General features: G+C 53.1%; 19 protein-coding genes. 15 read left to right on the top strand and 4 right to left on the bottom strand.

Annotation, left to right across the window (positions count from 1 at the left end):
• Positions 1–113 precede the first annotated feature (113 nt).
• The 8 genes from ACI5FR_RS12240 to ACI5FR_RS12205 all read left to right on the top strand — a co-directional run bounded on the left by ACI5FR_RS12240 (position 114) and on the right by ACI5FR_RS12205 (position 11344).
• Positions 114–719 (top strand): pentapeptide repeat-containing protein, encoded by a 606-nt coding sequence (locus ACI5FR_RS12240; RefSeq protein WP_405454793.1) that lies wholly within the window; start codon positions 114–116, stop codon positions 717–719.
• A gap of 321 nt (positions 720–1040) precedes the next feature.
• Positions 1041–2258 carry a metallophosphoesterase gene (locus ACI5FR_RS12235; RefSeq protein WP_405454791.1) on the top strand — a complete coding sequence of 406 codons (1218 nt, stop codon included), beginning with the start codon at positions 1041–1043 and terminating at the stop codon, positions 2256–2258.
• A gap of 623 nt (positions 2259–2881) precedes the next feature.
• Complete coding sequence (locus tag ACI5FR_RS12230; protein ID WP_405454927.1) at positions 2882–3766, top strand: ABC transporter permease; 885 nt, start codon at positions 2882–2884, stop codon at positions 3764–3766.
• 25 nt (positions 3767–3791) lie between these two features.
• Complete coding sequence (locus ACI5FR_RS12225) at positions 3792–4685, top strand: carbohydrate ABC transporter permease (RefSeq protein ID WP_405454789.1); 894 nt, start codon at positions 3792–3794, stop codon at positions 4683–4685.
• Positions 4686–4720: 35 nt separating this feature from the next.
• Positions 4721–6352: an extracellular solute-binding protein gene (locus tag ACI5FR_RS12220; protein WP_405454788.1), complete on the top strand. Its 1632-nt coding sequence runs from the start codon at positions 4721–4723 to the stop codon at positions 6350–6352.
• Between the two features lie 158 nt (positions 6353–6510).
• Positions 6511–8079, top strand: a complete 1569-nt coding sequence (locus ACI5FR_RS12215; RefSeq protein WP_405454787.1) for a response regulator — start codon at positions 6511–6513, stop codon at positions 8077–8079.
• A gap of 53 nt (positions 8080–8132) precedes the next feature.
• The gene (locus ACI5FR_RS12210) at positions 8133–9875 is read left to right on the top strand and encodes a sensor histidine kinase (protein ID WP_405454785.1); all 1743 of its coding nucleotides are present in this window, start codon (positions 8133–8135) and stop codon (positions 9873–9875) included.
• A 206-nt stretch (positions 9876–10081) separates the two neighbouring features.
• On the top strand, positions 10082–11344 hold the full coding sequence (locus ACI5FR_RS12205; RefSeq protein WP_405454783.1) for a glycoside hydrolase family 18 protein: 1263 nt from the start codon (positions 10082–10084) through the stop codon (positions 11342–11344).
• 178 nt (positions 11345–11522) lie between these two features.
• Here the strand turns inward: ACI5FR_RS12205 and ACI5FR_RS12200 are convergent, their stop codons facing one another.
• Positions 11523–13775: a helix-turn-helix domain-containing protein gene (locus ACI5FR_RS12200; protein WP_405454781.1), complete on the bottom strand. Its 2253-nt coding sequence runs from the start codon at positions 13773–13775 to the stop codon at positions 11523–11525.
• Between the two features lie 308 nt (positions 13776–14083).
• Here ACI5FR_RS12200 and ACI5FR_RS12195 point away from each other — a divergent pair, with 308 nt between their 5' ends.
• The 7 genes from ACI5FR_RS12195 to ACI5FR_RS12165 all read left to right on the top strand — a co-directional run bounded on the left by ACI5FR_RS12195 (position 14084) and on the right by ACI5FR_RS12165 (position 22656).
• Positions 14084–15907 (top strand): right-handed parallel beta-helix repeat-containing protein, encoded by a 1824-nt coding sequence (locus ACI5FR_RS12195; RefSeq protein WP_405454779.1) that lies wholly within the window; start codon positions 14084–14086, stop codon positions 15905–15907.
• Positions 15908–15943: 36 nt separating this feature from the next.
• The gene (locus ACI5FR_RS12190) at positions 15944–17602 is read left to right on the top strand and encodes an extracellular solute-binding protein (protein WP_405454777.1); all 1659 of its coding nucleotides are present in this window, start codon (positions 15944–15946) and stop codon (positions 17600–17602) included.
• A 143-nt stretch (positions 17603–17745) separates the two neighbouring features.
• Positions 17746–18603 carry an ABC transporter permease gene (locus ACI5FR_RS12185; RefSeq protein ID WP_405454926.1) on the top strand — a complete coding sequence of 286 codons (858 nt, stop codon included), beginning with the start codon at positions 17746–17748 and terminating at the stop codon, positions 18601–18603.
• A gap of 50 nt (positions 18604–18653) precedes the next feature.
• A complete protein-coding gene (locus ACI5FR_RS12180) occupies positions 18654–19538 on the top strand; it encodes a carbohydrate ABC transporter permease (protein ID WP_405454775.1) in 885 nt (294 codons plus the stop codon).
• Positions 19539–19584: 46 nt separating this feature from the next.
• Positions 19585–20895 (top strand): Gfo/Idh/MocA family protein, encoded by a 1311-nt coding sequence (locus ACI5FR_RS12175; RefSeq protein ID WP_405454925.1) that lies wholly within the window; start codon positions 19585–19587, stop codon positions 20893–20895.
• Positions 20896–20924: 29 nt separating this feature from the next.
• Positions 20925–21980, top strand: coding sequence for a Gfo/Idh/MocA family protein (locus tag ACI5FR_RS12170; protein ID WP_405454773.1), 1056 nt, complete (start codon positions 20925–20927; stop codon positions 21978–21980).
• Position 21981: 1 nt separating this feature from the next.
• A complete protein-coding gene (locus ACI5FR_RS12165) occupies positions 21982–22656 on the top strand; it encodes an SGNH/GDSL hydrolase family protein (RefSeq protein WP_405454771.1) in 675 nt (224 codons plus the stop codon).
• 296 nt (positions 22657–22952) lie between these two features.
• Here the strand turns inward: ACI5FR_RS12165 and ACI5FR_RS12160 are convergent, their stop codons facing one another.
• From ACI5FR_RS12160 to ACI5FR_RS12150, 3 genes are read right to left on the bottom strand one after another with little or no spacing between them, the layout of a single operon-like run.
• Entirely contained in the window at positions 22953–23927 is a 975-nt protein-coding gene (locus ACI5FR_RS12160) for an ABC transporter ATP-binding protein (protein WP_405454769.1), read from the bottom strand.
• A gap of 30 nt (positions 23928–23957) precedes the next feature.
• Positions 23958–24752, bottom strand: a complete 795-nt coding sequence (locus ACI5FR_RS12155; RefSeq protein WP_405454767.1) for an ABC transporter permease — start codon at positions 24750–24752, stop codon at positions 23958–23960.
• Positions 24749–25522 carry an ABC transporter permease gene (locus ACI5FR_RS12150; protein WP_405454765.1) on the bottom strand — a complete coding sequence of 258 codons (774 nt, stop codon included), beginning with the start codon at positions 25520–25522 and terminating at the stop codon, positions 24749–24751. The genes ACI5FR_RS12155 and ACI5FR_RS12150 overlap by 4 nt, the downstream gene beginning before the upstream one ends.
• Positions 25523–25675 lie beyond the last annotated feature (153 nt).

Genomic DNA, 25675 nt, shown 5'->3' with positions numbered 1-25675 from the left:
ACACAGGAACATTTGTTCTGTATGATACTGGTAATAGAGTAGCTGATCTGTTGTAATTGTTTAAGCTCAATTGGAGCCTTGGTGTTGTTATTTATTAAGTAGGAGGAAGTATCATGTTTGAGCAAATCAATCAAAATTATGAAGGAGTAGACTTTAGCAATCAAGATTTGAGGTATGGCGCGCTAATAAGTTGCACTTTTCATCGTTGCAAATTTGCTAACGGATCGTTAGAGGAGATTACAACGAGGAACTGCCGTTTCGTTGAATGTAATTTTCGGGGTGCCTCGTTGAATAGCTCCGTTCATAAGGAATCCGCGTTTGAGAATTGTAACTTTACCGAAACAAATCTATTTGTCTCGAAATTTGAAAAATGCAAAATGACGGGTTCGGATTTTTCTAGTGCCAAAATGGATGGAATCACCATATTCGAAGGGGACTGGTCTTATACGAATTTGAGAAGTGCCAGATTGGTTAAGCAAGATTTACGTGGAATTAAATTTTTTGAAGCCGATTTAACCGAAGCCAATTTAGAAAGAGCCGACTTAAGAAATTGTGATCTTACGAGAACAATGCTAGCTAAAGCGAAATTACAGGGAGCTGATGTAAGAGGAGCTAAAATGGATGGTGTGAATTTTAAGGCCATCACGATCAAGGGGTTGCGAATGGATACCGAACAAGCAGTGTTGTTTACACTCTCGCATGGAGCCAAAATGAATTAAAAATTGGTGCCAGCGTACAAGGTTAATGACTATCGATCTGAAACTTCGTTAAAGCGAGGAGGAGACGATCGGCAGCAGCAGCCTTGCGCCCGAGCCTTGAACCGGCTTTTTCATCCCTTTGAACACGGCCAGGACGATTACAATCGTCGAATTTCGGCCTCCTCACTAGTGGATTCCTTCACGAAAGGGAATGATAAACTTAACGATCTCCAAACAGATCGGAAGATTTACATATCCTTTAGATCAAGGTAATCTCCATCTTACATAATTTCGATAGATTGGAGGGGAACTTATACCAATCCAAGTAGGAGGTATGATGGGATGAGTCAAGATGAAGCAGGCAAAAGCATGAGCCGAAGAGATGTTTTGAAAGTCGGAGGGGCGGGCATGCTGGCGCTGACGCTCGCATCGGCGGGCGTTCCCGTCGACTTGTTCGGCGGAGGAGAGGTAGAGGCCGCGACCAACGATAACGTGAAGCTGAAGTTTAACTCCGATGGAAAGTTCAAAATCGTCCAATTTAACGACACGCAGGACGATGAGCACATCGATCGGCGGACCGTGGAGCTGATGGAGAAGGTGCTCGACGCCGAAAAGCCGGATTTTGTCGTCCTTAACGGCGACAACATTACCGGGGGCTGCGATACGGCGGTGGAGATGAAGCAGGCAATGAACAACGTTGTCCAGCCCATGGAGCAACGGGGAATCAAGTGGGCCATCACCTTCGGGAATCACGACGAAGACTCGACTCCGAACGGCGGTCTCGATGAAGAAGACATGCTGAAATTTTATATGGCGTACAAGCATAATGTGAACCAGCTCGGAGAAGGAGGGATTACCGGGACAGGGAATACCCACCTGATGATCGGTTCCTCCCAAGGCTCGAAGGCGGGTTTCAACCTTTGGTTGCTGGATAGTGGAAGGTATGCGCCGAACACAATTGCCGGACAAGACTTCGAAGGATACCCGACTTGGGACTGGCTGCGTCTGGATCAAGTGGCATGGTATTACGAAACTTCCAAAAAGCTCGAGCAGAAACTGGGATATAAAGTGCCCTCGCTGATGTTCATTCATATCCCGCTCTGGGAGCACCGATTCATGTGGTACGCCAGCGTGGACGGACGGTCCGAGGCCGATCATGCAAGGGCCGTCATCAAGCACCAGATCGTGGGGGAACGTAACGAAGACGAGTGCCCCGGTCCGATCAATAGCGGCATGTTCTCGGCGATTTTGGCCCGAGGCGACGTCAAAGGCGTTTTTTGCGGTCATGATCACGTCAATACGTATCACGGCAACTACTACGGCGTGCTGCTCGGCTATGCCGGCAGCGCGGGCTTCGGCACGTACGGTTTGCCGGGCGCCGATCGGAACCGGCTGCGCGGCGCCCGGGTATTCCAGCTCGACGAACATACCGATAACGTTCTTGTCGATACCCATATGGTGTTTGCCAAGGATTACGGCATCGATCTTACCGCGAACGATCAAAGCGTGGAGCCCGCGCCGATCCCGGAAAATAAGAAACAGGAGAAAATTGTGAAATAACTCACGCGATGCGGCAAGGCACCGTGCGGCGGGGAATCGGCTTCCCGCTGTCCGGTGTTTTTTGAGCTGCCGGTTTTCTCAGGAAGATGGGAGGTTCCTAACCGATATCCTATTGATCGGGATCCAGTACCGTCGCTCTAAGCAATAGCCTTAGTTCGGAACTCCACCGGACTAAGGCTATTTTGCTTCTCTTGAAACATTCATGTTTGAAAAATGGAGCGCCATTTGGTCGGCATCGGGATCCTGAAACTGGTGGACGATGTGTACTATCTAAAGCAGGATGAATTGCTCAAATTGGTGCGGGCGAGCGAATCAAGAATGGCGATTATATCCGAGTGGATGGAACTGATCTTGGCGGGTTATTGGTTTTGTCGGCCAATAGCGCTTCGAAGCAGGACACCGCTTTGCGGGTATGACGGATTCCTTTGCAAAGTAACATTTTTCGTTGATCGGTCACGTAGATAGATGAATACCGGTCCTATATCATGATTGTAGGCCTCGAGGCAAGATCGATAAGTAGAGGGCAAGATCGACAGGTAGAAGGTGATGAGTTGGAACCGGAAGCGATTGCAAATGTAAAGGAGCGGAAAAAGCACGGGAAGCCGGTATGGAAAAGGCTCGCGATGCAGTGGGACGCCCAGATCATGGTCATTCCGGCATTGCTCTTTATTTTTGTGTTCATGTACATCCCGATGTACGGCGTTTTGATGGCTTTCCAGGATTACGACATTTTCAAAGGATTTCTCGGAAGCCCGTGGGTGGGGTTTAAACACTTTCGCATGTTTTTCGAAGCGCCGGAATTTTGGAGCATCATGCGCAATACGATCGTAATCAGCCTGCTGAAGCTCCTGATCGGCTTTCCGGCGCCGATCGTACTGGCGCTCATGCTGAACGAGGTCAGGCACCTCTTCTTCAAACGGCTCGTGCAGACGATCAGCTATTTGCCGCACTTCCTATCGTGGGTCATCGTCTCGGGACTCGTCATCTCTATGCTGTCAGTGGATAACGGCAGCGTGAATATAATGCTGCAGAAGCTTCGCCTGATCGGCGAGCCGATGAACTTCCTGTCCATTCCCGACTATTTCTGGGCGATTCTCATTTCGACCGGGGTTTGGAAAGAAGTCGGCTTCGCTACGATCGTCTATTTGGCGGCGATTGCCGGGGTGGATCCCCATTTGTACGAAGCGGCGGCGATCGACGGAGCCGGACGCTGGAAGCAAATCTTTATGATTACGGTTCCATGCATCGCCCCCGTCATAATCATCTTTCTGATTCTGGCGATAGGAAACATTTTGAACGCGGGCTTCGAGGATATTTTGCTGCTCGCCCGCAACCCGGTGCTGAGAGACGTATCCGACGTCATCGATACGTACGTTTACCGTGTCGGCATACTCAGCTCCCGGTATTCGTATGCGACGGCGGTCGGCTTGTTTAAGGCAGTAATCAGCGTGGGTTTGCTCACGATCGCCAACGCGATCGCCAGAAAGTTCGGCACAAGCTTATGGTAGTAGCGAATGCGAGGGTGAACAAAACATGAAGCTCAGTCTGGGAGATAAACTGCTGCAAGCTTCGATCTACGCGCTGCTGACCGTATTCGGAATCGCGACGCTGTATCCGTTCTGGAATTCGATCGTCATTTCGTTCAATACAGGCGCGGACACCGCATTGGGCGGCCTTACGGTATGGCCAAGGCAGTTTACGCTGGAAAATTACGCAATCGTGTTGCAGGATAAACGGCTATTGAATGCGTTCGTCGTCTCGGTGACGAGAACGGGAATCGGCACTGCCCTATCGATCTTTTTTACGGCGTTGTTCGGTTACGGAATGTCGGTCCGCGGGCTGATCGGCAAGAAGGGATATATGATATTTTGCATCGTCACCTTGTATTTCAGCGGCGGACTGATCCCGTTTTTCCTGCTCAACCGGGAGCTTGGCATGATGAACAGCTTCTGGGTGCTAGTGATTCCGTCCATCATCAGCGTCTGGAACATGATCGTGTTCCGCACGTTCTTCATGGGGCTGCCGGCCGGGCTGGAGGAGTCGGCGAAGATCGACGGCTGCAACCATCTAGGCATTTTCTTTAAAATCGTAGTGCCGATATCCGGTCCGGTCATCGCCACGCTGTCGCTGTTTACGGCGGTCTATCACTGGAACGACTGGTTTACCGCAAGCATTTTCATATCGAAGTCGGATCTGCTGCCGATCCAGACGGTTTTGCAGCAAATCATGAACTCGAACATTTTGTCGGATCAACTGATGCAGGCCAATTCCGCGGCCCAGGAGCATATGACCCGGATGAGGAGCGTCACGACCAAGTCACTGACGATGGCGACGATGATGGTGGCTACCGTTCCGGTCATACTCGTATATCCATTCCTGCAAAAGTTTTTCGTAAAAGGGGTTCTGGTCGGATCGTTGAAAGAGTAGCTTGACTATCAATCTTTGGAAACGGGGGAGACGGCATGAAGTTTCGGAACGGTTGGTCCGTCATGCTGGTTTTAACGCTTGGTACGATGATCGCAATAGCCGGCTGCGAGAAAGGAACGGACGGGGAAGTCAAGAAGCCCGATCAGCCGAACGTTACGGAGGGCAAATTCACACTTGGCGAAACTCCGCTGGCGTTCAGCTTTTACGGAAGCTACGACTGGTATACGATGCAGCCATGGGGAGAAGACATCGCGAGCAAATGGATCAAGGAGAACAAAAAGGTAATCGTCAACAATATTCCGTCCGGCGGGGCCGCCGCACAAAAACTCAATACGATGATCGCCTCCGGCGAGCTGCCCGACGTCATCTTCACCGAGCGGGGGGCCGACGTGGAAAGGCTTCGCAAGGCGGGAAAGCTAGTCCCTCTCGACCCGTATTTGGATAAGTATCCGAACTTGAAAAAATGGGCGTCGCCGGCGGCGATCAGCATGCTGAAATCCGAGGATGGAAAGCTGTATCAGTTCCCGAACTGGTATACGAAGCTTCCGACCGGCAACGGCGGCTATATCGTCAACAAAAAGATTCACAAGGAGCTCGGCTCGCCGGCTTTGGAAACGTTCGACGACTTGTACGCCTTTTTGAAACAGGTGAAGGACAAATACCCGAATGTCATTCCGTTCGAGGTAACGATTGCCGGCCAAGGGATCGACGTCCTGTACTCAGGCTTCGCGAACGACCATCCGACCCAATTCGTATCTCAGCTCGCCGTCCCGCAGGGGGACAAATTGACATCGATATTCGCCGATCCGGTCTACAAAGAAACGATGCAATTCGCGAGCAGACTGTACCGCGAAAAGCTGATGACGCAAGATGCGCTGACGCAAACGCTGGACCAGGTGAGGGAAAAGGTTACGACCGGCAGAGTGGCCGTTGCGGCGGCGTTCAACGTAACTGATCTAGGCAAGCGGGGAACCGTCGCGCTGCAGGGAAAAGATCCCGAGGCCGGCTATGCGATCCTCCATCCGCTGCATAAGAAAGACGTGAACGAAAACAAAGTATGGCCGACCCAATACGATGTGCTCGGCTGGAACGTGAACCTCATCACGACAAGCGCCAAAAATCCGGAGGGCATCTTCGCTTACTTGGATTGGCTGACCGGAGAAGAAGGGCAGCGCGTCATCAATTTCGGACCGGAAGGAACGTACTGGCAAGGAACGGACGATCTGGGTGCCCCGAAACTGAAAAAGGAATACTTCGATCAATCTACGGAAGTTGCAAGGCTGCTCGGGATATGGGATACGTTCACATGGGCCGGGAATTCCACCTTCCTTGGCGAAATCAACGATCGGGTAATGAAGCAATATCCTCCTGGCAAGGATGATTGGGCAGTGGGGGCGCAATCCGTCACCCGCAAATCTTCGTACAACGTGACGGAATTCATCAATCTGGAGCCCGCGCCGGATTCCGAGGAAGGGATTATCTCCCAGCGGATCGGCGATATTTATACGGAAGCGAGAGCCAAGATCCTGTACGCGAAAACCGATGAGGAAGTAAGCGGCATACTGGAGAAGGCAGGGAAGGACGCGAACCAGGCAGGCTACGATAAATTGTTGAAATTCAAAACCGACAAATGGCAAGCCAACTTGAAAAAAATCGGCTCGAAGTAGACGTTAGCGGGAGCCGAATCCGGTAGAACGTATGCATGCCCATGCAGGCATACGTTCTATTCGCATTCCTATGGGGACTAAGGGAAACAAGTAGGGCGTATAAATGATACAGCATAGCGGGACATGAGTCTCGAAAATGGGTCCGGGAGGAACAACGAATGTACAGGGTACTGTTGGCCGACGACGAGCAGCTCGATCTGGAGGGACTTCGCCAATTCGTCCCATGGGAACAACTGAAAATGGAAGTCGCGGCTGCCGTAAACAGCGGATTTACCGCGCTCGAAGTGCTGGGCAGGGAACCGATCGACATTCTCGTGACCGATATCAAAATGCCGAACATGTCCGGACTGGAGCTTGCCCGCAAAGCGCTGGAGCGCTGGCCGAAGCTGAAAATCGTCTTCGTCAGCGGCCATGCCGATTTCCAGTACGCGAAACAGGCTATTGCGATGAACGCCTGCAGCTACGTGTTGAAACCGGTCGATGACGACGAAATGATGCAGGCGCTGCGGACGGTGAGGGACCATTTGTGCGAGGAACGGTTGCGCACGGACTTGGAACGCACGTTTAAACAGGCCGAGCCGTACGTCAAAAACGAGCTGATGAGCCAGTGGCTCAAGGGAACGGTAGAGGCGAAATCGGCGCTCCCGCTTATTGAGCAGGTTGGGCTCGACCGGATTCCGTTTCCCGCGGTCGTCGCCGTCTTCGAATTCGACGATCTCGCCTGGAATTTGAACCCTTACCCGGAAGAAGAACGGGAAGACGTCTTCAGTAAGTGGTTCAACTCGCTGCTAGGCAAAATCGGCTCCAGGGGAATCGAGTACTGCTGCACGATTGCCGATCACCGCATCGCGGTATTCCTCGGCGAACCGGATGCCGTGCCGGTGCTTGAAGCCATTATTGCGGAAGCAAAACAAGATACGGGGCTGTCCGTGACGGCCGGACTCGGGGAGGCTGCCAGCGGCATGGACGATATTCGCCGTTCGTACCTTCAAGCGGTGGAGGCTTTAACGTACAAAATGTTTTACGGCAAAGGCCGGCTGATCGGGCCGGCCGACCGCAAGCAGGACATCGTCAGGGAAGCCAAGGAGCTCGACGATATCTTGCAGTCGCTTTTTTCGTCCATGGCGCAATACGAGCTTGTGATTCTGGACGACAGTATCGAGGACCTGTTTGTGCTGGCCAAAAGCTTCAAGACGAAACTGTCGATTTACCATTTCGTTTTGCATACGATTGCCGAACTCGACCACTACCTGCACTCGTTTAACGAAAACTTTTACAAGCTTACTGGCTTGGAGTTCCAGAATATGGAACTTTTATTTTATTTTGAAACGGCCCACGATATGCAGTCCTGGCTGCGCCGCAAAGTGTTCGAAATTTCCGAGCAGCTGCACCGCAAAAAAATCAAAAAGAACCGAAGGCTGATCGAAGAAATCCAGCGCCACGTCGCGGATCATCTCGATAAGAACATAACGCTCCGGGATGCGGCGAACATCTTTTCGTTCGCTCCGAACTATTTGGGGCATTTGTTCAAAGAAGAAACCGGGATCAATTTCAGCGATTACGTCATCGCCCAGCGGCTGGAAAAGGCGAAGAAGCTGCTGCAGGACCCGAAAATCAAAGTTTACGAGGTAGCGGAACAGGTCGGCTACAAAACCTTGCCGTATTTCAGCCGGCACTTCAAGGAAGTGACCGGCATGACGCCGGGGGATTACCGCAAACAGTGCTAGGGCGGTGCATACGCGGACATTTCAACCGGAATTCACCGGACGGGGTGGAATGGATGGGAAGAAAATCGGTTACGTTCGGCCAGAAGCTTGTGATCTCCTTCCTTGTTTTCGTGTTAATCCCGGTCGTTTTGATCGGTTATTACGCCTATACGTCGACTCTAAAATCTGTCCGGGAGCAGATCACTTCCAACATTCAAGGGACTCTGCGGCAGATGAAGGACAACGTCGCTTATACGCTGGAAGATTTGGAGCGCGTATCCGATCTGCTCTATTACGACCAGAAGTTACAGCAATATTTGCGCAGCTATGAGGAAGGCTGGTACAGCTATGAGGCGACGACGAACTATTTGAAGCCGAAGCTGCTCGGCACGATGAAATCGACCGGAACCCCGATTTGGCTCTCAGTCTATGTTGCGGGCGATACGCTTCCGGAAATCTACTACTCCCAAGACTTAGAGGTCAATCCGCTTCGCTTCAAGGTAGGCCAGTTCGAGCTGTATCATCTCGCCCGGATCGAGGATCGCCCCTGGTACTTGGAGATTTCGGACGTTGCGGCCAAGCCCGACGCTAGCCTGTATTGGAGACAGATCGAGACGGACGCCCGGTTTCACAATATTTCTCTTCTGCGCAAGCTGAACGACGAAATGCGGCTCGACCAGCTCGGATTGATGCGCATTACGATGAGCATCGACGACCTGTTCAAAACGATCGATGCGCAAAAAATCGGGGAAGCGAGCTATATTGCCGTGTTCAACGAAAAACGTGAGCTGATGCACGATTCCGGCACATCGTCCGTCCAGGTTCCGCCGCAAGGAAACACGATGGGGTCGAACGGTTATTTCAGCGTCGAAGAACCGGTTCCGGAAATCGGGTGGAGCATCGTAGCGTACATCCCGAAACGCATGATCGAGAAAAGCGCGCTCAAAGTCCGCAACTTGACGCTCTCCGTCTGCGCTGTCAGCTTTTTATTTTTGGCGCTGCTCAGCGTGGTGGTGTCGCGGTATTTTTCGCGGCGGGTAACGAAAATCGTGTCTGTGCTGAACGCGTTCCAAGAGGGCGATTTCCAGAGGCGGACGACTTACTCCGGAAACGACGAATTCGCCCACATTTTCCGGGCATTGAACGAAATGGGGCACAACACTGACAAGCTGATCCGCGAAGTGTACGTCTCCAAGCTGCAAAAAAGGGAAGCCGAACTCGCCGCACTGCAGGCGCAGATCAACCCGCATTTTTTGTATAACACGCTGTCTTCGATAAGCCGGCTGGCGAAGTTCGGGGAGATCGGGAAGCTGCACGAAATGGTGATGGCACTGGCCAAATTTTACCGGCTGACCTTGAACGAAGGACGTATAGTCATCACCATCGACAACGAATGGCAGCAGGCGAAAACCTATATCGACATCCAGAAAATCAAGCACAAAGACCGGCTCGACTTCAGCTGCCGCATCGATGAGAACATTTTGGAGTTCGAGACGATTAAGCTCATCTTGCAGCCGTTCATCGAGAACGTACTGGAACATTCGTGGTATGGCGAAGACCGCATCCACTTGAAAGTTTGGGGGTTTTCACAAGACGATACGATCGTCTTCCAGATCATCGATGACGGCATCGGCATGCCGCCGGGCAAGATCGCCGACATTTTCGACCCTAACGGCATCAAGGTCGGCTACGGCATCCGCAACGTCGACGAACGCATCAAACTGCAGTTCGGGCCCCAGTACGGCGTTTCGATTGGCAGCAGATGGGGCATCGGCACCGCCGTCCGGATCGTCATTCCCAAATTCAAGGGCGGATGAACTGGCTTTCGCTTCCATTCGTGATGAAGCCTTTCCGCTTTAGTGGACGCGTAGGTACCCATTTTAAAGCAATCGGTGAAAAGTATAATATTTCGTTGATCAGGTTGCTAAAACTTTTCTTGAAAGCGCTATAAAATGGAGGGGAAAGGAGGTCCATCTTATCAAAGCTTCAACTCAAGATTCTGGCATCAGGGAGAGGATAAGCGATGATCAAACGGAAAGTGGCAAAGTTGATGATGTTGGCTGTCATGTTGTCTTCGTGGTTTGCGGTTCCCACATATGGAATGGAAGAAACGAACGTGCCAATGATCATAGATATGAATCACTCAAGCGGGTCAGTGGAATGGACGGTGAAACGATCGGTTGAAATGACATGGAAGCAGACGGAAGAGATCACATATACGGCCGCATGGAATGAGGCGGGGATCGGTACTGGAGGTGGCGGTGCCGGCAAAGCGTTTCAAGTGAACAATACGGCTTATTTGAATTCTTATTGGTTCAGCGGAGTAGAGCCCCTTACGGACCAACAGATGAGAGAACGCGTACTGGAGTTGAACAAATACAAAATCAACTATCAGCTGGCGGACATCGGGATTTTGGTCGCGAGCGAAGACGGGTTCAACGGAACGCTGCCTGAAGACGGCTACTCGGAACTGGGCCGCTGGATGAAAATATCGAGAGAAACGGATCCGGCCCAAAAAATTATCGCGACGGTGAACTATGGCAAACGGTATTTTTGGCAAAACGGCCAAAGAGTAAGCAACCCGAGCTTTGGGACTTCCGTATTCAACAACAATTTGAAAGCCGTTGCCGATATGTTGGTCAATCAAGGCATCGAGTATGACGGGAAGCTGTATAAAGCCGATGGAATCCAGCTCGATATCGAAGGGTTTTTGCCGAATGATCCTGTCTTGAAAACGACGGCGCAATTCGTTCGGACCGCTTTGAGCGACAATGCGATCTATTCGATCGCTTCACCGGCGGACCCGGCCGTATGGTCCGATGCATACGTTAGCGAAATGGCCGGCATTTTCAATATGCTCAATCCGATGATGTACGATCAGCTGGGTTGGGGTTCCCCCACCAATTCTCCGGAGACGTATCAGCAATTATGGAAAACGACGATCGTCCGATATGCGCATGCGATCGCGAACAGCAGCCGTCCGACCACGATGCTGAACCCTACGATGCCCGCTTATGAGAAGAAAACAGCCGAAGACGGCACGGTGTATCATGATCCGGCCATTGAAAATATATACAACGCAGCCAAAGGTCTCAAGATGGCCAGGGATCAATTGGCGATCGATCGGAGAACGAACCCGAACCTGATCAAGAACGGCTTGAACGGCGCCGGTATTTTCTGGTGGAGCAAGTTTATTCTCATCGGTCCCGACCCGAACGACCCCGAGGGTCACGACTATGCGCCGGATCGCCAGTGGTGGATGAAGGAATGGGTGCAGCAAAAATAAACGCGAAACGAAGAATCATAACCCGTCCCGGGTGGCGGGTTTTTTCTATTAACGGGCGTATAAATGGGGTCGCTCATCCACGGACAGCAGTGTGAAATTCCAGAATTACTTAGAATTGAGTGAAAAAGTCTTTGAGGGCGGCTGAATGGCACAAATGGCAGACGGCGCCTGTTCGGCCTCATTGCCTTGACTCCCGTTCCTGAAGTGCAGTTGTCCGCAACCTCCGATATTCTCCCGGTGTGACATGGGTCGCGCTGCGAAACATGCGGATGAACGAATTGGCGTTCGCGTATCCGACATTGGCGGCGACTTCGTGAATCTTCATATCGGTGCCCTCGAGCAGCTTCTTCGCCGCCATCACCCGCACTTCGTTGACGCAATCGCTAATATTTCGCCCGGTTTTCTCCTTGAAGTAGTTCCTTAAATACCCGGCGGACATGTTCAGCTTGTCGGCGATCAAGTCCAGGTATAACTCGTCGCCATAATGGGCGTTAATATACGCGAGCACAAAATCGACGATGGGGTCCCGTTCCGATTTTTTCGCTTCGATCCGCTCCGCCGCTTGTTGGGTCAATTCCTCGAAGAACGTTATATACTCCACTTTGGACACGAACCGGTCGATCGCCTCGAAGGGCGGGTGCTCCAGCTGCAGTTTTGCGGTATCGATCTTGTTGGCCATGAGTGTCAGCAGCAGCTTCGACACAACCGAGTGCGCGAACTGGCGATATTGCAGCGCTGTCGCGCCCTGCTGGTCCAGCCGGTTCAGCGAACGGCGAATATCGTGCATCCAATTCCGCTCGTTCCCGGCGAGCAGGCTCTCGAGGAAATGCTGCTCTTCCGCCGGCGTAAGAGGATGGACGTCCGGCAGCTTCTCCGGATCGGTGATGATTTGTACTTCGTCGTCCAGCTTCCGCTTCCGCACCATTTCAAGCGCTTCCACGTACGCATCCGTAAAATCGACCGCGTAACGCAAGCGGGGATTGGCGGCGATTGTCACGTAGTAATACGATTTGTCCCGGTCGAACACCTTTTTAAAATAGCGCAATCGTTCCATTAGAAGGTCGGTCTGTTCATGCTCTGTATAGACGATCGCCACGATCGAATCCGCTTCGACCTGCAAGGACACCGCTTCGGGAAACGAATCGGTGATGGCGAGGTTGATGAAGTCGAGAAAGAAGGTCGACTTCTTACGCTCCGTGATCGGCGTTTGGCGGAAGCGATCCGTAACGAGAATTTGAAACATGACGAAATAAAACGGCCGATCCGTATCGAGCAGCTGCCTAACCTCGTCGCTGTTGATGTAGATTCCTTTCACCTTGTCGACATATGCGTATTTTTGCAGCAGCGAATCTTTGCGGCGCATCGTGTCAATGATTCCTTTGACGCTGTCGCTGATCTGCTTGAATTCATGAATGTTGCTGTTATGCTGGATGTCCACGCTCATCTGGCGCAGCGATTCGGCGATTTTCTGGATCGGGTGCCTGAATCTGACGCTGAGCATAATCGACAAGACCAGGCTTAAAAAGACGGACAATGCGATCAAACCGATCAGGATCGTGTTCATACGCAAGATTTGGGCGTCGATCTGTTGATTCGGGATCATGCTGACATAGGTCAGACCGGTTAGCGGCCCTTTCTGCATAAAATAATAGTTGTGGTCCAACTGCACGTAGCGGTCCGCGCCGGACAACAAATCGACGAGACGGGGGTCCGGGGCGGCTCCGGTGCGGAAATACGATTCTCCCGAATCATTCAGGATCGAAAAATGATCGTCGTTCGAAAGATGCAGATGCTGGAAAATCGCCTTCGCGTCGAGAAACGCGGCCATGTAGTGCCCCGCGAACAGCTTGCTTCTAATGATAAGCGGAAAAAAAGTTCCGGCTTCCGTTACGCTATTGTCCGGGGTCGTCGTCCGAAAAGCGGTGGCGGGGAACAATTTCAGATGGTACTCGCTTTCGAACTGCTTTTTCCAGAAATTTGCCGGATACCGATCGCTTACATAATAGCGCCCGAACATTTCTTGCTCCGTGTGCGAGCTGTTTTTATCAATAATGACGCCTTGATCGTTAAAATAAACGAACACGTTCTCGGCAAACAGATTGTAATTGCGGACGATCGTCTGGAATTCGCCGGTCAATCCATTGATCAGCGGGTAATTGTGGCTGCCCGCGTCTTTGCGGAGGAGGCCTATATCATTTTGAAAGTAGATCGTTCCGAGTACATTGTCCAGGAGCTGGAGCTGATTTTCAAAACTGCCTACGGTGTTGCTCAGGCTGGACATATTGTATGTGACGATTTGATCGCGAATGCTGTTCGTAAAAAAGCGAAACGACAAGGCGTTGAATACGAACGAGACGATGATGATCGCACCGAAGCTGAACAGCAGCTTGACGAAGAAGGAGTTTTTGTTCAGCATGAAACGGAAGATCATGGTATCTAGTCTCCCTGCGTCGTGGTTTGGTTGAAAAATAGATTTAGATTTTCATAAGTATACATCAAGTGTGCGGGCGGAAGAAATATTCCATTTCGCATACGATGCGCAAATGTGCAGGAAATCGCGGCGTCGCCCGCCGATGGAGGGGCTCTGTCGCACCCCTGCGGCAACAAGAATGCGCTCGTGCATATTTTGTGCAAACATGCAGATGTTTCGGCGCATGCATGCCGTTGTATGATCATCGTGCAAACGTTTGCGAGTGGCAATCTGGAAGGATATGAAGTTAAGAATGGGAGGTAGGGACAATGACGGAGATGAATGCCGAGCATTCGGACAACCATCTTAGCAGACGCAAGCTGTTGGCGGCTATGGGCGCCGCGGGCGTAGGCATCGCTTCCGCTGGGCTGCTAGGAAGCGGTAGCGCCTTCGCCAGCAACAAGGCGAATGCGCTCGATCGGGCGCTCGGTTTGGAGCACCCGAATTGCTGGGCGGTTACCGTGGCGGAGTTGAGGGCGATGACCGATCCTGATGAGCATTTCCTCTATTATGTGATCGACCGCGGGAAGGAAGGGCCTTTCTACTACGATCCGGCAGATGCGATATCAACCGATAATGTGGGGACCGTGCTCGTGTCATCGGCCGGCAAGCGGTTTAAGCGGATTGTCGGCGAAGCGATCGATGTGAAGTGGTTCGGCACGATCGGCGACGGCGCATCGCATCCGCTGTCGGAACAGTTCGCGACGCTGGAGGCGGCGAAGGCGGCGTATCCGCATGCCAATGCGCTGACAAATGAGATCGACTGGTGCGCGATACAGGCTGCAATCGAATATGTGAAGACTGGGGCGGCCCCGACGACGCGGGTATACATTCCGAAGGGCACGTACCTCGTCAACCAGGCGATCCGTCCGGAAGTCGACAACATCGTCGTCTCGGGGACGACCGGTTCGATCATCTCGCTGCAGTTCGATTATATAGCGCTGCTGGTCAATAAAACGACACCGCCCGCAACGAAGCCGGAACCCGTGTACAACGTAACGGTCCGGGATCTGACGTTCACGGCTCCGAACGGCTACGGGCCGAACAATGCAGGCATCGTCGCCTTCAACAATTGCGTCGATCTGCTGGTCGACAATATCCGGGTCGTCGGCAATTCGGCCTTGCTCACGAGCAGGCAACGGATCACCAACGGCATCGCCACATCGCAAGGGACGAGCGGCGTGATTCGCAATTGCGTTGTGGACGGCGTCAGCAAGCCGGGCTATTATATGGCCAACGGCTCGCGCGATATTCGTGTCGAAGGCTGCGAAGCTCGCAATGTGTCCGGACATCTCGGCTACCAGCCAGGCATGGGCGTATCGGGCTGCGACCGGATTACGTTCGCGGGCTGCATCTCGCACAATAATCAGGGCGCCGGGCTGCAAATTACAACGGACGGCTACCCTTCGCCTGGAGGAACGCCGGCAACCAACGTTCAAGTGATCGGCGGGCAATTTTACGATAATGGCGGGCATGGCATCTGGATGGGCACCAACGTAGCCGGCCAATATCCGCGCGACGTACAAATGATCGGCGCCGATACGAGCGGCAATAAACTGCATGGCGTGAACATATCCGCCGGACGCCGGATCAGCATCGTCGATCATACATCCAAAGGAAACGGCAGCAGCGGCATCTTTGTCGACAACGGGGCCAGGCTGGTGTCGACGGTCGATGTGATCAATCCCAACGTGTACAACAATGCAACCGCTTTGACGATCGGAGGTGTCGCGATTCGCGGGGCGGAGCGGGTCACCATTCAGGGGGGCCGCATCTTCGACGATCAGACGACGAAGACGCAAGATTACGGCATCGAATTTTTCCCCGACAGTCAGAGCTTGAAACCGGCCAACATTCGCATCCTCGACGTCCAGGTATTCGGCAACGTGCAGGATTACGCGCTGACGACGGTGCAAGGGGCGAATGTGGAGGCGACCAGCGGCTTTTACCGCATCCGGCATGAGGGCACTCCGGAGGGCAATTTGTCGGCGCCGCCGGGATCGGAGTATACGGACGCTTCGACCGGCAATAAGTATATCAAGGTCACCGGGACAGGCAATACCGGTTGGAAACAGCTTGTCGTCGTCGTTTAGCGCGAGGGCGTGATGATACATAAGGGGGAGACCACCATGAAACGAACATTTGCAACCGCTGTCAGCCTGACACTGCTGACATCGCTGATCGCGGCGGGCTGCAGCAGGAGCGGTACGGACGCGCCGGGAGCGCAGGCAACGACGGCTGCTTCCGCAAAGCCTTCGGCGGCAGGATTGCCGGCCAAGTTCGATCCGCCGGTCGAATTGAGCACTGTACAATTCAGCTTGCCGTCGGTCAAATATTTTAACGGCGACGATCTCAACAATAATCCGTGGTCGCGGCATATTGAACAAACATTCGGCATCAAGGTGAAAACGCTATGGGCTGTGCCGGAAACGGAATACGAGAAGAAGACGAATCTGATGATCTCGTCCGGAGATCTTCCCGACTTCTTCCCGGCGACGCCGCAGCAGTTCAAGCAGTTGTACGATGCGGGCATGCTTGAGGATCTGACGCAGTTGTACGCGAATACGGCGCCGGACGTCGTGAAGAAGGTCGTAGCCGACGCCGGTCCCGAGGTGACCAAGTCGGCTACGATGGACGGTAAGCTGATGGCCATCCCCTACACGGGAACGGCCAAGGAAGCGGCACCGATTCTATGGATTCGCAAAGATTGGATGGAAAAGCTGAAGCTGCCCGCCCCGAAGACGATGGACGATTTGCTGCGCATCGCGGATGCCTTCACGAATCAGGATCCGGACGGCAACGGCCAGAAGGATACGTTCGGCCTGGCGATGGATAAGGAGCTTAGCGGAATCGCAGGCATCAGCAACGGGTATCATGCTTACTGGGACATCTGGATGAAGGATAGCAGCGGCAAGCTCGTGTACAGCAGCGTGCAGCCGGAGATGAAAAATGCGCTTGCCGCCTTGCAAACCATGTTCAAGGCGGGGCAGATTGATCCGGAGTTTCCGGTTAAGCCTGCGAGCAAAGTAAACGAAAGCGTCGGCGCAGGCAAAATCGGGATGATGATCGGCGTCCGCGGCTCGGCCAATTCGCCGCTTGCGACGCTGACGCCGAATCAAGAGTGGCAGGCGTACCCGATTCCTACTGTGGACGGCAAACCTGCATCGCACACGCTGCCGCTCAATATTTACAAATATTACTGGGTGGTGAAGAAAGGAACGAAGCATCCTGAAGCGTTGTTCAAGATGCTCGAGTTTTGGCTGAATACGTTCTACTACAATACGTCGGAGGACGTGTTCTATAAGTTCGTCAACCCAAGTAAGGAAGACAAGTCGGCGACCTGGTCGATGGCGCCAATCCGCATCTACTTGTCCGACAACAACATCGAGAACTACCGGCAGGCGAACGCCGTGCTGAAGGGCGAAAAATCCGCCGACCAGCTCGCGCCGGACCGGCGCAATGTGTATGACCGTATCATGCAGTACAAGAACGGCGACAAAAAGCTGTGGGGCGAATACGCGCAGAACGGGCCGGACGGCTCGGCGGCGATCATCGACAAGGTGATCAAGGAAAACCGCTTTGTGGTCAATCAGTTCTATGGATCGCCTACCCAGACGATGGCCGATAAAGGCGCAAATTTGGACAAAATCAAAAGCGAGACGTTCATGAAAATCATTACCGGCAACGCGCCGATCTCGGAGTTTGACAGGTTCGTCGACGATTGGAAGAAGCTCGGCGGCGATCAAATTACGAAAGAAGTCAACGACTGGTACGCCAAGCAGAAGTGAGACGCGCCACGTTTGAGCAAAACTAAACGCGGAGAGACGGGGGCGAGGCAAATGCGGTTGCTTTGCCCCACCTTCCGCGTGCTGCAAGGAGGACAGCATGGGTGAAAACGAAACGTTTCGGCAGGGAGTTGCCGCTCCATTTGATGATCTTGCCCGGAGCCGCGCTGATCTTTATTTACCACTACATTCCGATGGTCGGCGTGGCGATCGCCTTTCAGAAATTTGTTCCCATCCGGGGCATTACCGGTTCTTCGTGGGTTGGCTTTGATAATTTTATTTTTGTGCTGCAGCTGCCCGATACGTTGAAGGTGGTAGCGAACACCTTGACGATCGCCGTGATGAAGATCGTTGCCGGCCTCGTCGTCCCGATCGGCATCGCGCTGCTACTGAACGAGATCGGCAGAACGGCGTTCAAGCGAACGGTGCAGACGCTGATTTATTTGCCGCATTTTTTGTCATGGACGATTTTGGCAGGTATTCTGATCGACGTCCTGTCGCCTTCGACCGGACTTGTGAATCAGGCATTGAAGTTTATCGGACTGGAACCGATCTTTTTCCTCGGGGATAACCGGTGGTTTCCGTTTACTTTGGTCATTTCCAACGAGTGGAAGGAATTCGGCTTCAGCACGATCGTCTATTTGGCCGCTCTCTCCAGCATCGATCCTTCGCTTTACGAGTCCGCGGTCATAGATGGCGCTGGGCACTGGCGCCGCACATGGCATGTGACGCTGCCGGGCATCCGCCCGATCGTCGTGCTGTTGATGACGCTCAGCCTGGGTCATATTTTAAACGCCGGATTCGAGCAAGTATTCAATTTATACAGCCCGATCGTGTATGAAAACGGCGACATTATCGACACGATGGTATACCGGATGGGTCTGATCAACGCGCAATACAGCTTCGCTACGGCAATCGGCCTGATGAAGGCGCTCGTATCGCTGATCTTGATCGCAGTCTCTTATATGCTGGCTTATCGATTCGCCGACTATCGCATTTTTTAGCGCATGGGTTGCGCATCCATGTTTTCAGAAATCGAGGGAGAGATGTTCACGTGGTGGATACGCCAACCTTTGGCAGACGTTTGTTTGTCGTGTTCAATTACTTCTTTATGGCGCTGCTCGCTTTTTTGTGTCTGGCTCCGCTGATTCACGTGCTGGCCGTTTCCTTCAGCTCCAGCACGGCTGTGGGGGCGGGCAGGGTGACGCTGTTGCCCGTCGAGTTTACGACCAAGGCCTATGACTTCGTCATGCAAAAGCGGGCGTTTCTCGACTCGTTTCTCGTTTCGGTGAAGCGTCTGATCTTGGGCACGTCGATCAACATGTCGCTTGCCGTATTGATCGCGTTTCCGCTGGCCAAGGAAGCGTCCGCCTTCCGGTTCCGTACGGTGTATGTGTGGTACTTCTTCGTCACGGCCTTGTTCGGCGGCGGATTGATCCCGACCTTCTTGACCGTTAAGAAGACCGGGCTGATGGATACGATTTGGGCGCTAGTTTTGCCGAATGCGGTTCCCGTGTTCAGCGTGATTTTGCTGCTCAACTTTTTCCGCGGCTTGCCGAAGGAGCTGGAGGATGCCGCTTATATAGATGGCGCCGGGCATCTGCGGACGCTGTGGAGCGTGTATATCCCGCTTTCCAAGCCGGTGCTGGCTACCATCCTGCTGTTTACGATGGTCGGCCACTGGAATACGTGGTTCGACGGGTTAATTTATATGAACGATCCGAAGAATTACCCGCTGCAAAGCTATTTGCAGACCATTATCATTCAGAACGATTTTGGCGCGCTATCGGACGCCGAGATCGAAATGATGCGGAAGCTGTCCGGACCGACAGTCAAGGCGGCACAAATTTTTCTTGCGGCACTGCCGATCATTCTCGTATATCCGTTTTTGCAACGCTTTTTCATTAAAGGCATCGTGCTTGGCAGCGTAAAAGGCTGACCGCTCGATTGCCTAAAAATTTTACCGGCTGGAGGTTCCGATCTTGGTGCATGATTTGCAAGCCAATACGCGCTCCGAACATTTGCCTTTGCCCATTACCGCCGTCATCGTCGGCGCCGGGCACCGAAGCATGCTTTACGCCTCCTATGCGAACATCGCCCCCGATGCGCTGCGCATCGTCGGTGTCGTCGATCCCGATGAAGTACGGCTCAAGGAGGCCGCGGCAAGATACGGCATTCCGCCGGAGCGGTGCTACCATTCGGTGGAGGCGCTGGTCGGCAGCGGGGAACGGATTGCCGATGCGGCGATCAACGGGACGATGGACCATCTGCACGTCGCGACGACCATTCCGCTGCTGCAGGCGGGGTATCATGTGCTGCTGGAGAAGCCGATCGGCACGACCGAAGCGGAAGTGTTGCAACTGCTTGAAGCTTCGACGACGTACCGCGCCACTGTGTTGATCTGCCACGTTTTGAGGTATGCCCCTTTCTATGCGGAAATTCGCCGCAGGGTAGCGGACGGCGAGATCGGCGACATTCTCAATTTGCAGCTTGCCGAGCATGTCAGCTACCATCATATCACCTCCGTCTTTGTCCGCGGCAAGTGGAATCGCAAGGACAATGGCGGATCGACCATGCTGATGCAAAAATGCTCCCACGATCTGGACTTGATAACCTGGATGAAAAGCGGCATTGCGCCTGTGCGGGTCGCCAGCTTCGGCGGCCGCATGTTTTTCCGCGAGGAGAATGCGCCGGAGGGCGCGGGCCGGCGCTGCCTTGTCGATTGCCCGATTGAAGCGTCGTGCCTGTATTCCGCGCGGAAGCATTACATCGAGCATGGACTTTGGGGTCCTTACGTATGGCACGGGATCGAGTCGCTGAGCCTGACCCCGACCATCGAGCAGAAGACGGAGTCGCTCCAAACGGACAATCCGTTCGGGCGCTGCGTATGGCGCTGCGACAATACGGTCGTCGATCATCAGTCCGTGCTCGTCGAATTTGCGGACGGCTCGACGGCAACGTTCAATCTGGCGGGCAACGCATCGAAGCCATGCCGCTCCATCCGGCTCATCGGGACAAGAGGCGAAATCGAGGGGGTGCTTGAAGACGGCTTCTTCGTCGTTCGGCATCCGGACCTTCGTTCGCGTGCCGGCTATTCGGAGGAGCGGGTCGAATTGCATGTATCCGGCGACATGCACGGCGGGGGCGATTACCGGCTGGTGGAAGATTTCCTGCAAGTGCTTCGGGGGGAAACGCCGTCCCTGTCGACGACGGTTCTGGTCGACTCGATCTATGGGCACAGGATCGGTTTCGCGGCCGATCTGGCGCTGGAGGAAGGAAAATGGGTCGATTTGTAAAGAAAACACGCAAAGAGGGGGAGAGAACCATGACCAAAATTCGCATGGGCATCATCGGCTGCGGCGGTATGGCGGCAGCACATTTTAGCGGCTACAAGGAGCTTGGCGATCATACGGAGGTGACGGCGGTATGCGACATCGAGCCGGAACGCGCGCAGTCGGCGGCGAGCCTGCTCGGCATCACGACAGCCGTTACCGATTATCGTGAATTGCTGGAGCATGTCGATGCAGTGTTGATCGTGCTTCCGCACCATTTGCATTACGAGGTGGGCATGGCGTGCTTGAAAGCAGGGAAGCACGTGCTTATGGAGAAGCCGATGTGCAATACCGAGGAGCAATGCCTCGATTTGATTCGTATGGCGGATCGACGCGGGTTAATCCTCATGACAGCTTACCCCGTTCGATTCTGGCCGATTATCGTGAAGCTGAAGGAGCTCGTCGATTCGAAACAATACGGCGATGTGTTCCATATGTCGATATGGACGGAACAGTTTACGAAATATCACGACGGCCATTGGGCCCATTCCACCGCAACTCTCGGGGGCGGGCAGTTTTTCAGCCATGGCTGTCATTACGTCGATCTGATGCTTTGGTTCCTGGGGCGCCCGGTGCGGGGAACGCACATGGGGACGAATTTCGGCACGCCATGGATGGAAAAAGAAGGAACAAGCGATGTTGTCATTGAATTCGAAAGCGGCGCGGTCGGCTATCATTTCGGTACATGGGGCGCGCGAGGCACCCGGCTCGGCTACAGCATTCACGTTCATTGCACGGAAGGCATGCTGGAAGCGAATTTAAAGGAATGGAAGCTATACGCGCATACGAATATCCGGGAGGAGAAGGCGAATTTGGATACCGCTTCGCGGACCAAGCTGTTGTTGGAAGCACCGCAAGGCGGGAAAAGCACGCATTATGAAATTCTGCATTTCCTCGATTGCATCCGCACCGGGAAAAGGCCGCTGGTGGACGGACCAGTAAGCCTGCAAAGCTTGCGCGTCATATGGCGGTTATACGAAGCGGAACGTAACAATGCGGTTGCAGACCTGCGCGGTTTGGGTTTGGACGAAGTCGCGACGATAAGCTGAAATGGAAGGACATGGGGGACATATGGTCATTGTCGGTTTTGGCGACAGTATCACAGCGGGTGTTCGGGTTGGGGAGGACGAATCGTATTTGCAGAGACTCGGGCAGCGGTTCGAATGTGCGATTCATAATGAAGGCGTAGCCGGGAACACCTCCGCGCAAGGCTTGGAGCGACTGCAAACGGTACTGGAACGAAAGGCGGATATTTGCATCGTTGCGTTCGGGATGAACGATCACGTTATGGAAGCGGTCCATTATCCGAGGGTGGACGTGCCTGCTTTCCGCCAAAACTTGATTGAGATATGCCGTGCGCTGACCGCAGGCGGAGCAACTCCGATTCTATGTACGATCCATCCTATTATCGAGGGAGGACCTGAATCGTATTACTATGCCAGAAGCCCGCGGGAATGGTATGAAGCAAGCGGGGGAGCGCAAGCGCGGATCGACATGTACAGCCGTACGATCCGCGACGTTGCCGAAGCGTGCGGCGTTGCGCTTGCCGACATTGCGCTGGCTTGGGCGGCTCGTCTGGTAAATGGCGGTAGCTTGCATGATCTGTTGCTTACCGTGGAGAACAGCGGCAAAGACGATGGTGTCCATCCTTCGCCGGAAGGTCATCGCGTGTATGAGGTGTGTATTGCGGAGACGATCGAACGGGCGCTCCGTCATTGTCCGTAAGGGCCGGGCTAATGGTATATTGAAAGCTTGACGGAGATCATATCCTGCATTAATTTTCAGATTTTGTTAATGACACGATTGTCCCGTTGGAACCAGCGCTATCTTTCGGAACCTAATCTTACCATAACGAAAACGGAGCTTCGCGGGTTTGTGGGCTCCGTTTTCTAATATATTATGGAATATCACAGCAGGGAAAGGCCGAATTCGATGTACAATCGGTCGACGGGGCTATAGCGCCAATTACTTGCGCCATCAGCGGCTTTTCACGGCGTGTATCGCATTAGGCTTTCTCCCAATCAATAAATACGATGGATGACATCCTCGAATTCGGGCTCCTCCATAAAAACATCAACCAAGTCCCCCCAGTCGCTGACATTGCGAAGCACCTCCATGGCGGTTACTTCATTGCGGTTGCATTCAATCGTCAGCAAGTTGTCCTGGATGGCGGTCACTCTAAAGGGAAGCTGAGTCAACTTTTCAGCTGGCGGGGATACCGAATTGCGGAATGTTAGCTTGATCTTGGAAGGCAAGCCAATTCGCTCCCGCAAGCTTTCCAAGTTGCCATCATAGATGGTCTCGCCGCGGTTAATGACGATAACACGCGAACATAACTGCTCGATATCGTCCATGTCGTGGGTGGTGAGGAGAATCGTTTTACCCCACTCGGTATTCAAATGCTTCAGGTAAGCACGGATCTGCTTTTTGGAAACCACATCGAGACCAATGGTGGGTTCATCGAGGAATAAAATGGGCGGGTTATGCAGCATTGCCCCCGCCAAGTCCCCACGCATACGCTGCCCCAGGGAAAGTTTACGCACAGGAACGTCAAGAATCTCGTCCAATTGCAGCACCTTTTGAAGCGTGGCCAGTTGTTCGCTGTAGGAACGGGCGTCCAGCTTATACATGGAAGCGAGAATATCGTAGGAATCGCGAACCGGCAAATCCCACCATAGCTGAGAACGCTGCCCAAACACGACGCCAAGCTGCCGAACGACCTGCTGCCGTTGCCGCTGCGGGCTAGCCCCGTCGATAAGAACCTCGCCGGAGCTGGGGTGCAGGATACCACTCAGCATCTTTATCGTGGTTGACTTCCCAGCACCATTGGGGCCGATATAGCCAACAAACTCGCCGGAATCAATTGAGAAGCTCACGTCCTGTACCGCAGGAACTTCCCGATAGGCTCGAGAGAATAAGGTGCGGATGCCTTTGAATCGGCCTTCCTTGGCAATGGGGAGTCGGAAAGTTTTGCTGATATTTTGTGCAATGATCATGGGATATGCTCCTTCCTTAAGGGGGAAATCTCAGGTGCCTGTACTCTGATAATGGGTAACTCCAAACCGCCAGAACCGAAGCGCACCGGCGAGCAATAGAAGCGCTAGGAGCAATGTGGCAGGCAGGGTCCAGAAACTCAGCTCCCCGCGAATAATGTGCATGGCGGGCACATAGCTGGCAAAACCCATCGGCAGCACGGTGAGCAAAATAACGCGCATCCATTTCGGGTAAATCGTTAGCGGATAAAAGCTGGCATTCGTAGTGGCGTCGTCCGTGATGCGGCGAAGGTCGTCGATGCGATGAGTCCAGAAGCCGACGGTTGCCGTGCTAAGGCCGAAGGCGAAGGTGATGGCAAAGCCGCTCGGGATGGCGATCAAGGTTTTTAGCAGCGCAAGCCGCCAATCCAGCTGTCCCGAGGCATCCAAATGTAGCAGGCATGTGATGAGCAGGGTACTGCCTAGAATGAGTTCGCCTAGCATTGGGCGGAATTGTCGGGTCATTAATACGAGCAGGATGGGAATCGGTCGAAGGAGATGTTGATCCAGCATGCCGTCTACCAAGTATTTTTCAAAGCTATTGATTTCGGAGGCAAACATGCGGTAGAACGCCCGGTTATACATCATAAGTGCGAACAAAAAGCCCACCTCATATGTGCTCCAGCCGCCGACACCCCCGAATTTTTGAATCACGGTACCCACCATTATAAACTCCAACCCGAACATGCCCAAAACCATTACAGTAGAGAAGGCGAAGTTGAATTTGTATTGCATCTGACTACGGAGGCTTGCCTTTACCAACCGAATGTACAGTTGAATCCAGCTCATCCTCCATGCACCTCCAGACGATAACGCAGGACGCGAGTCATAAAGATTGAGACCATCGTTAACGTAAACGCCCAGCACGCAGAGAGGAGTAAGGAGGCGGGGCTTTCCATTTCCATGTATAAACGGGTAGGGATGTATTGTAAGCTTGGATAAGGGGAGAAGGTGCTGATGGGTTTAAGCCAGCCCGGCAGCCATTCAATCGGGATGAAAAAGCCGGATAACAAGGAGCTGACCGACCAGTTCAAGGACCATAACCAACGCGACTCCGTCGTCCATATGGCTATTATGCCGATCAAATAGCTCATGCATAGCGAGATATAGGCACATAAGGTTATGGCCACAAGGGTCCATAACCAAGTGATAGGATGCTCTGGCGTCCGAATGTCCAGGAAGAGCACATATACGAGGTAGATTGGGACCGAGGCGTACAGGCATTGATAGACGATTTTCCCCCACTCTTTACTCGTCATGTATGAGAAAAAGGAGAGCGGCCGCAACAGCTCAACCGAGATCTGACCGGTCCGCACCAAGGCGTCGATGCCAAGACTATTCGTTGTGTAGATGGTCCACAAGCAGGCTTGATTAAAAGCAATGTAGCTGATCATCCCATGCAGGCCATACTCGCCAAGGGAACCGCTATCGCCGACTCCTATCCAAATGCATGCATAGACGTATCCGATCACGATGCTGGCAACGGATCTCATGATGTGGGCGCTGCGGTACTGCAGATGCTGCGCGTAAGCTTTACGCGCGATGGTTAGGGAAAGCATGGGCACCTCCATTAATATTGTTTGGACCATGGAGAAGAGTAGCAGTTCGAATTTAACGAAGCAACACCCTCAACAATAAGGAAAAAATTGAAAAAAGACTAGACTGTTTCTTTTCCATGATTAATACTAATATTATGAAAGGCGAGGAACCTC

Origin of the sequence: Paenibacillus sp. HJGM_3 (assembly GCF_045062745.1) — a bacterium.
In the GTDB taxonomy this organism is placed as follows: Bacteria; Bacillota; Bacilli; order Paenibacillales; family NBRC-103111; genus Paenibacillus_AA.
The sequence above is the reverse complement of the archived record's forward strand: the minus strand, read 5'-3'. Positions and strand labels throughout refer to the sequence as shown.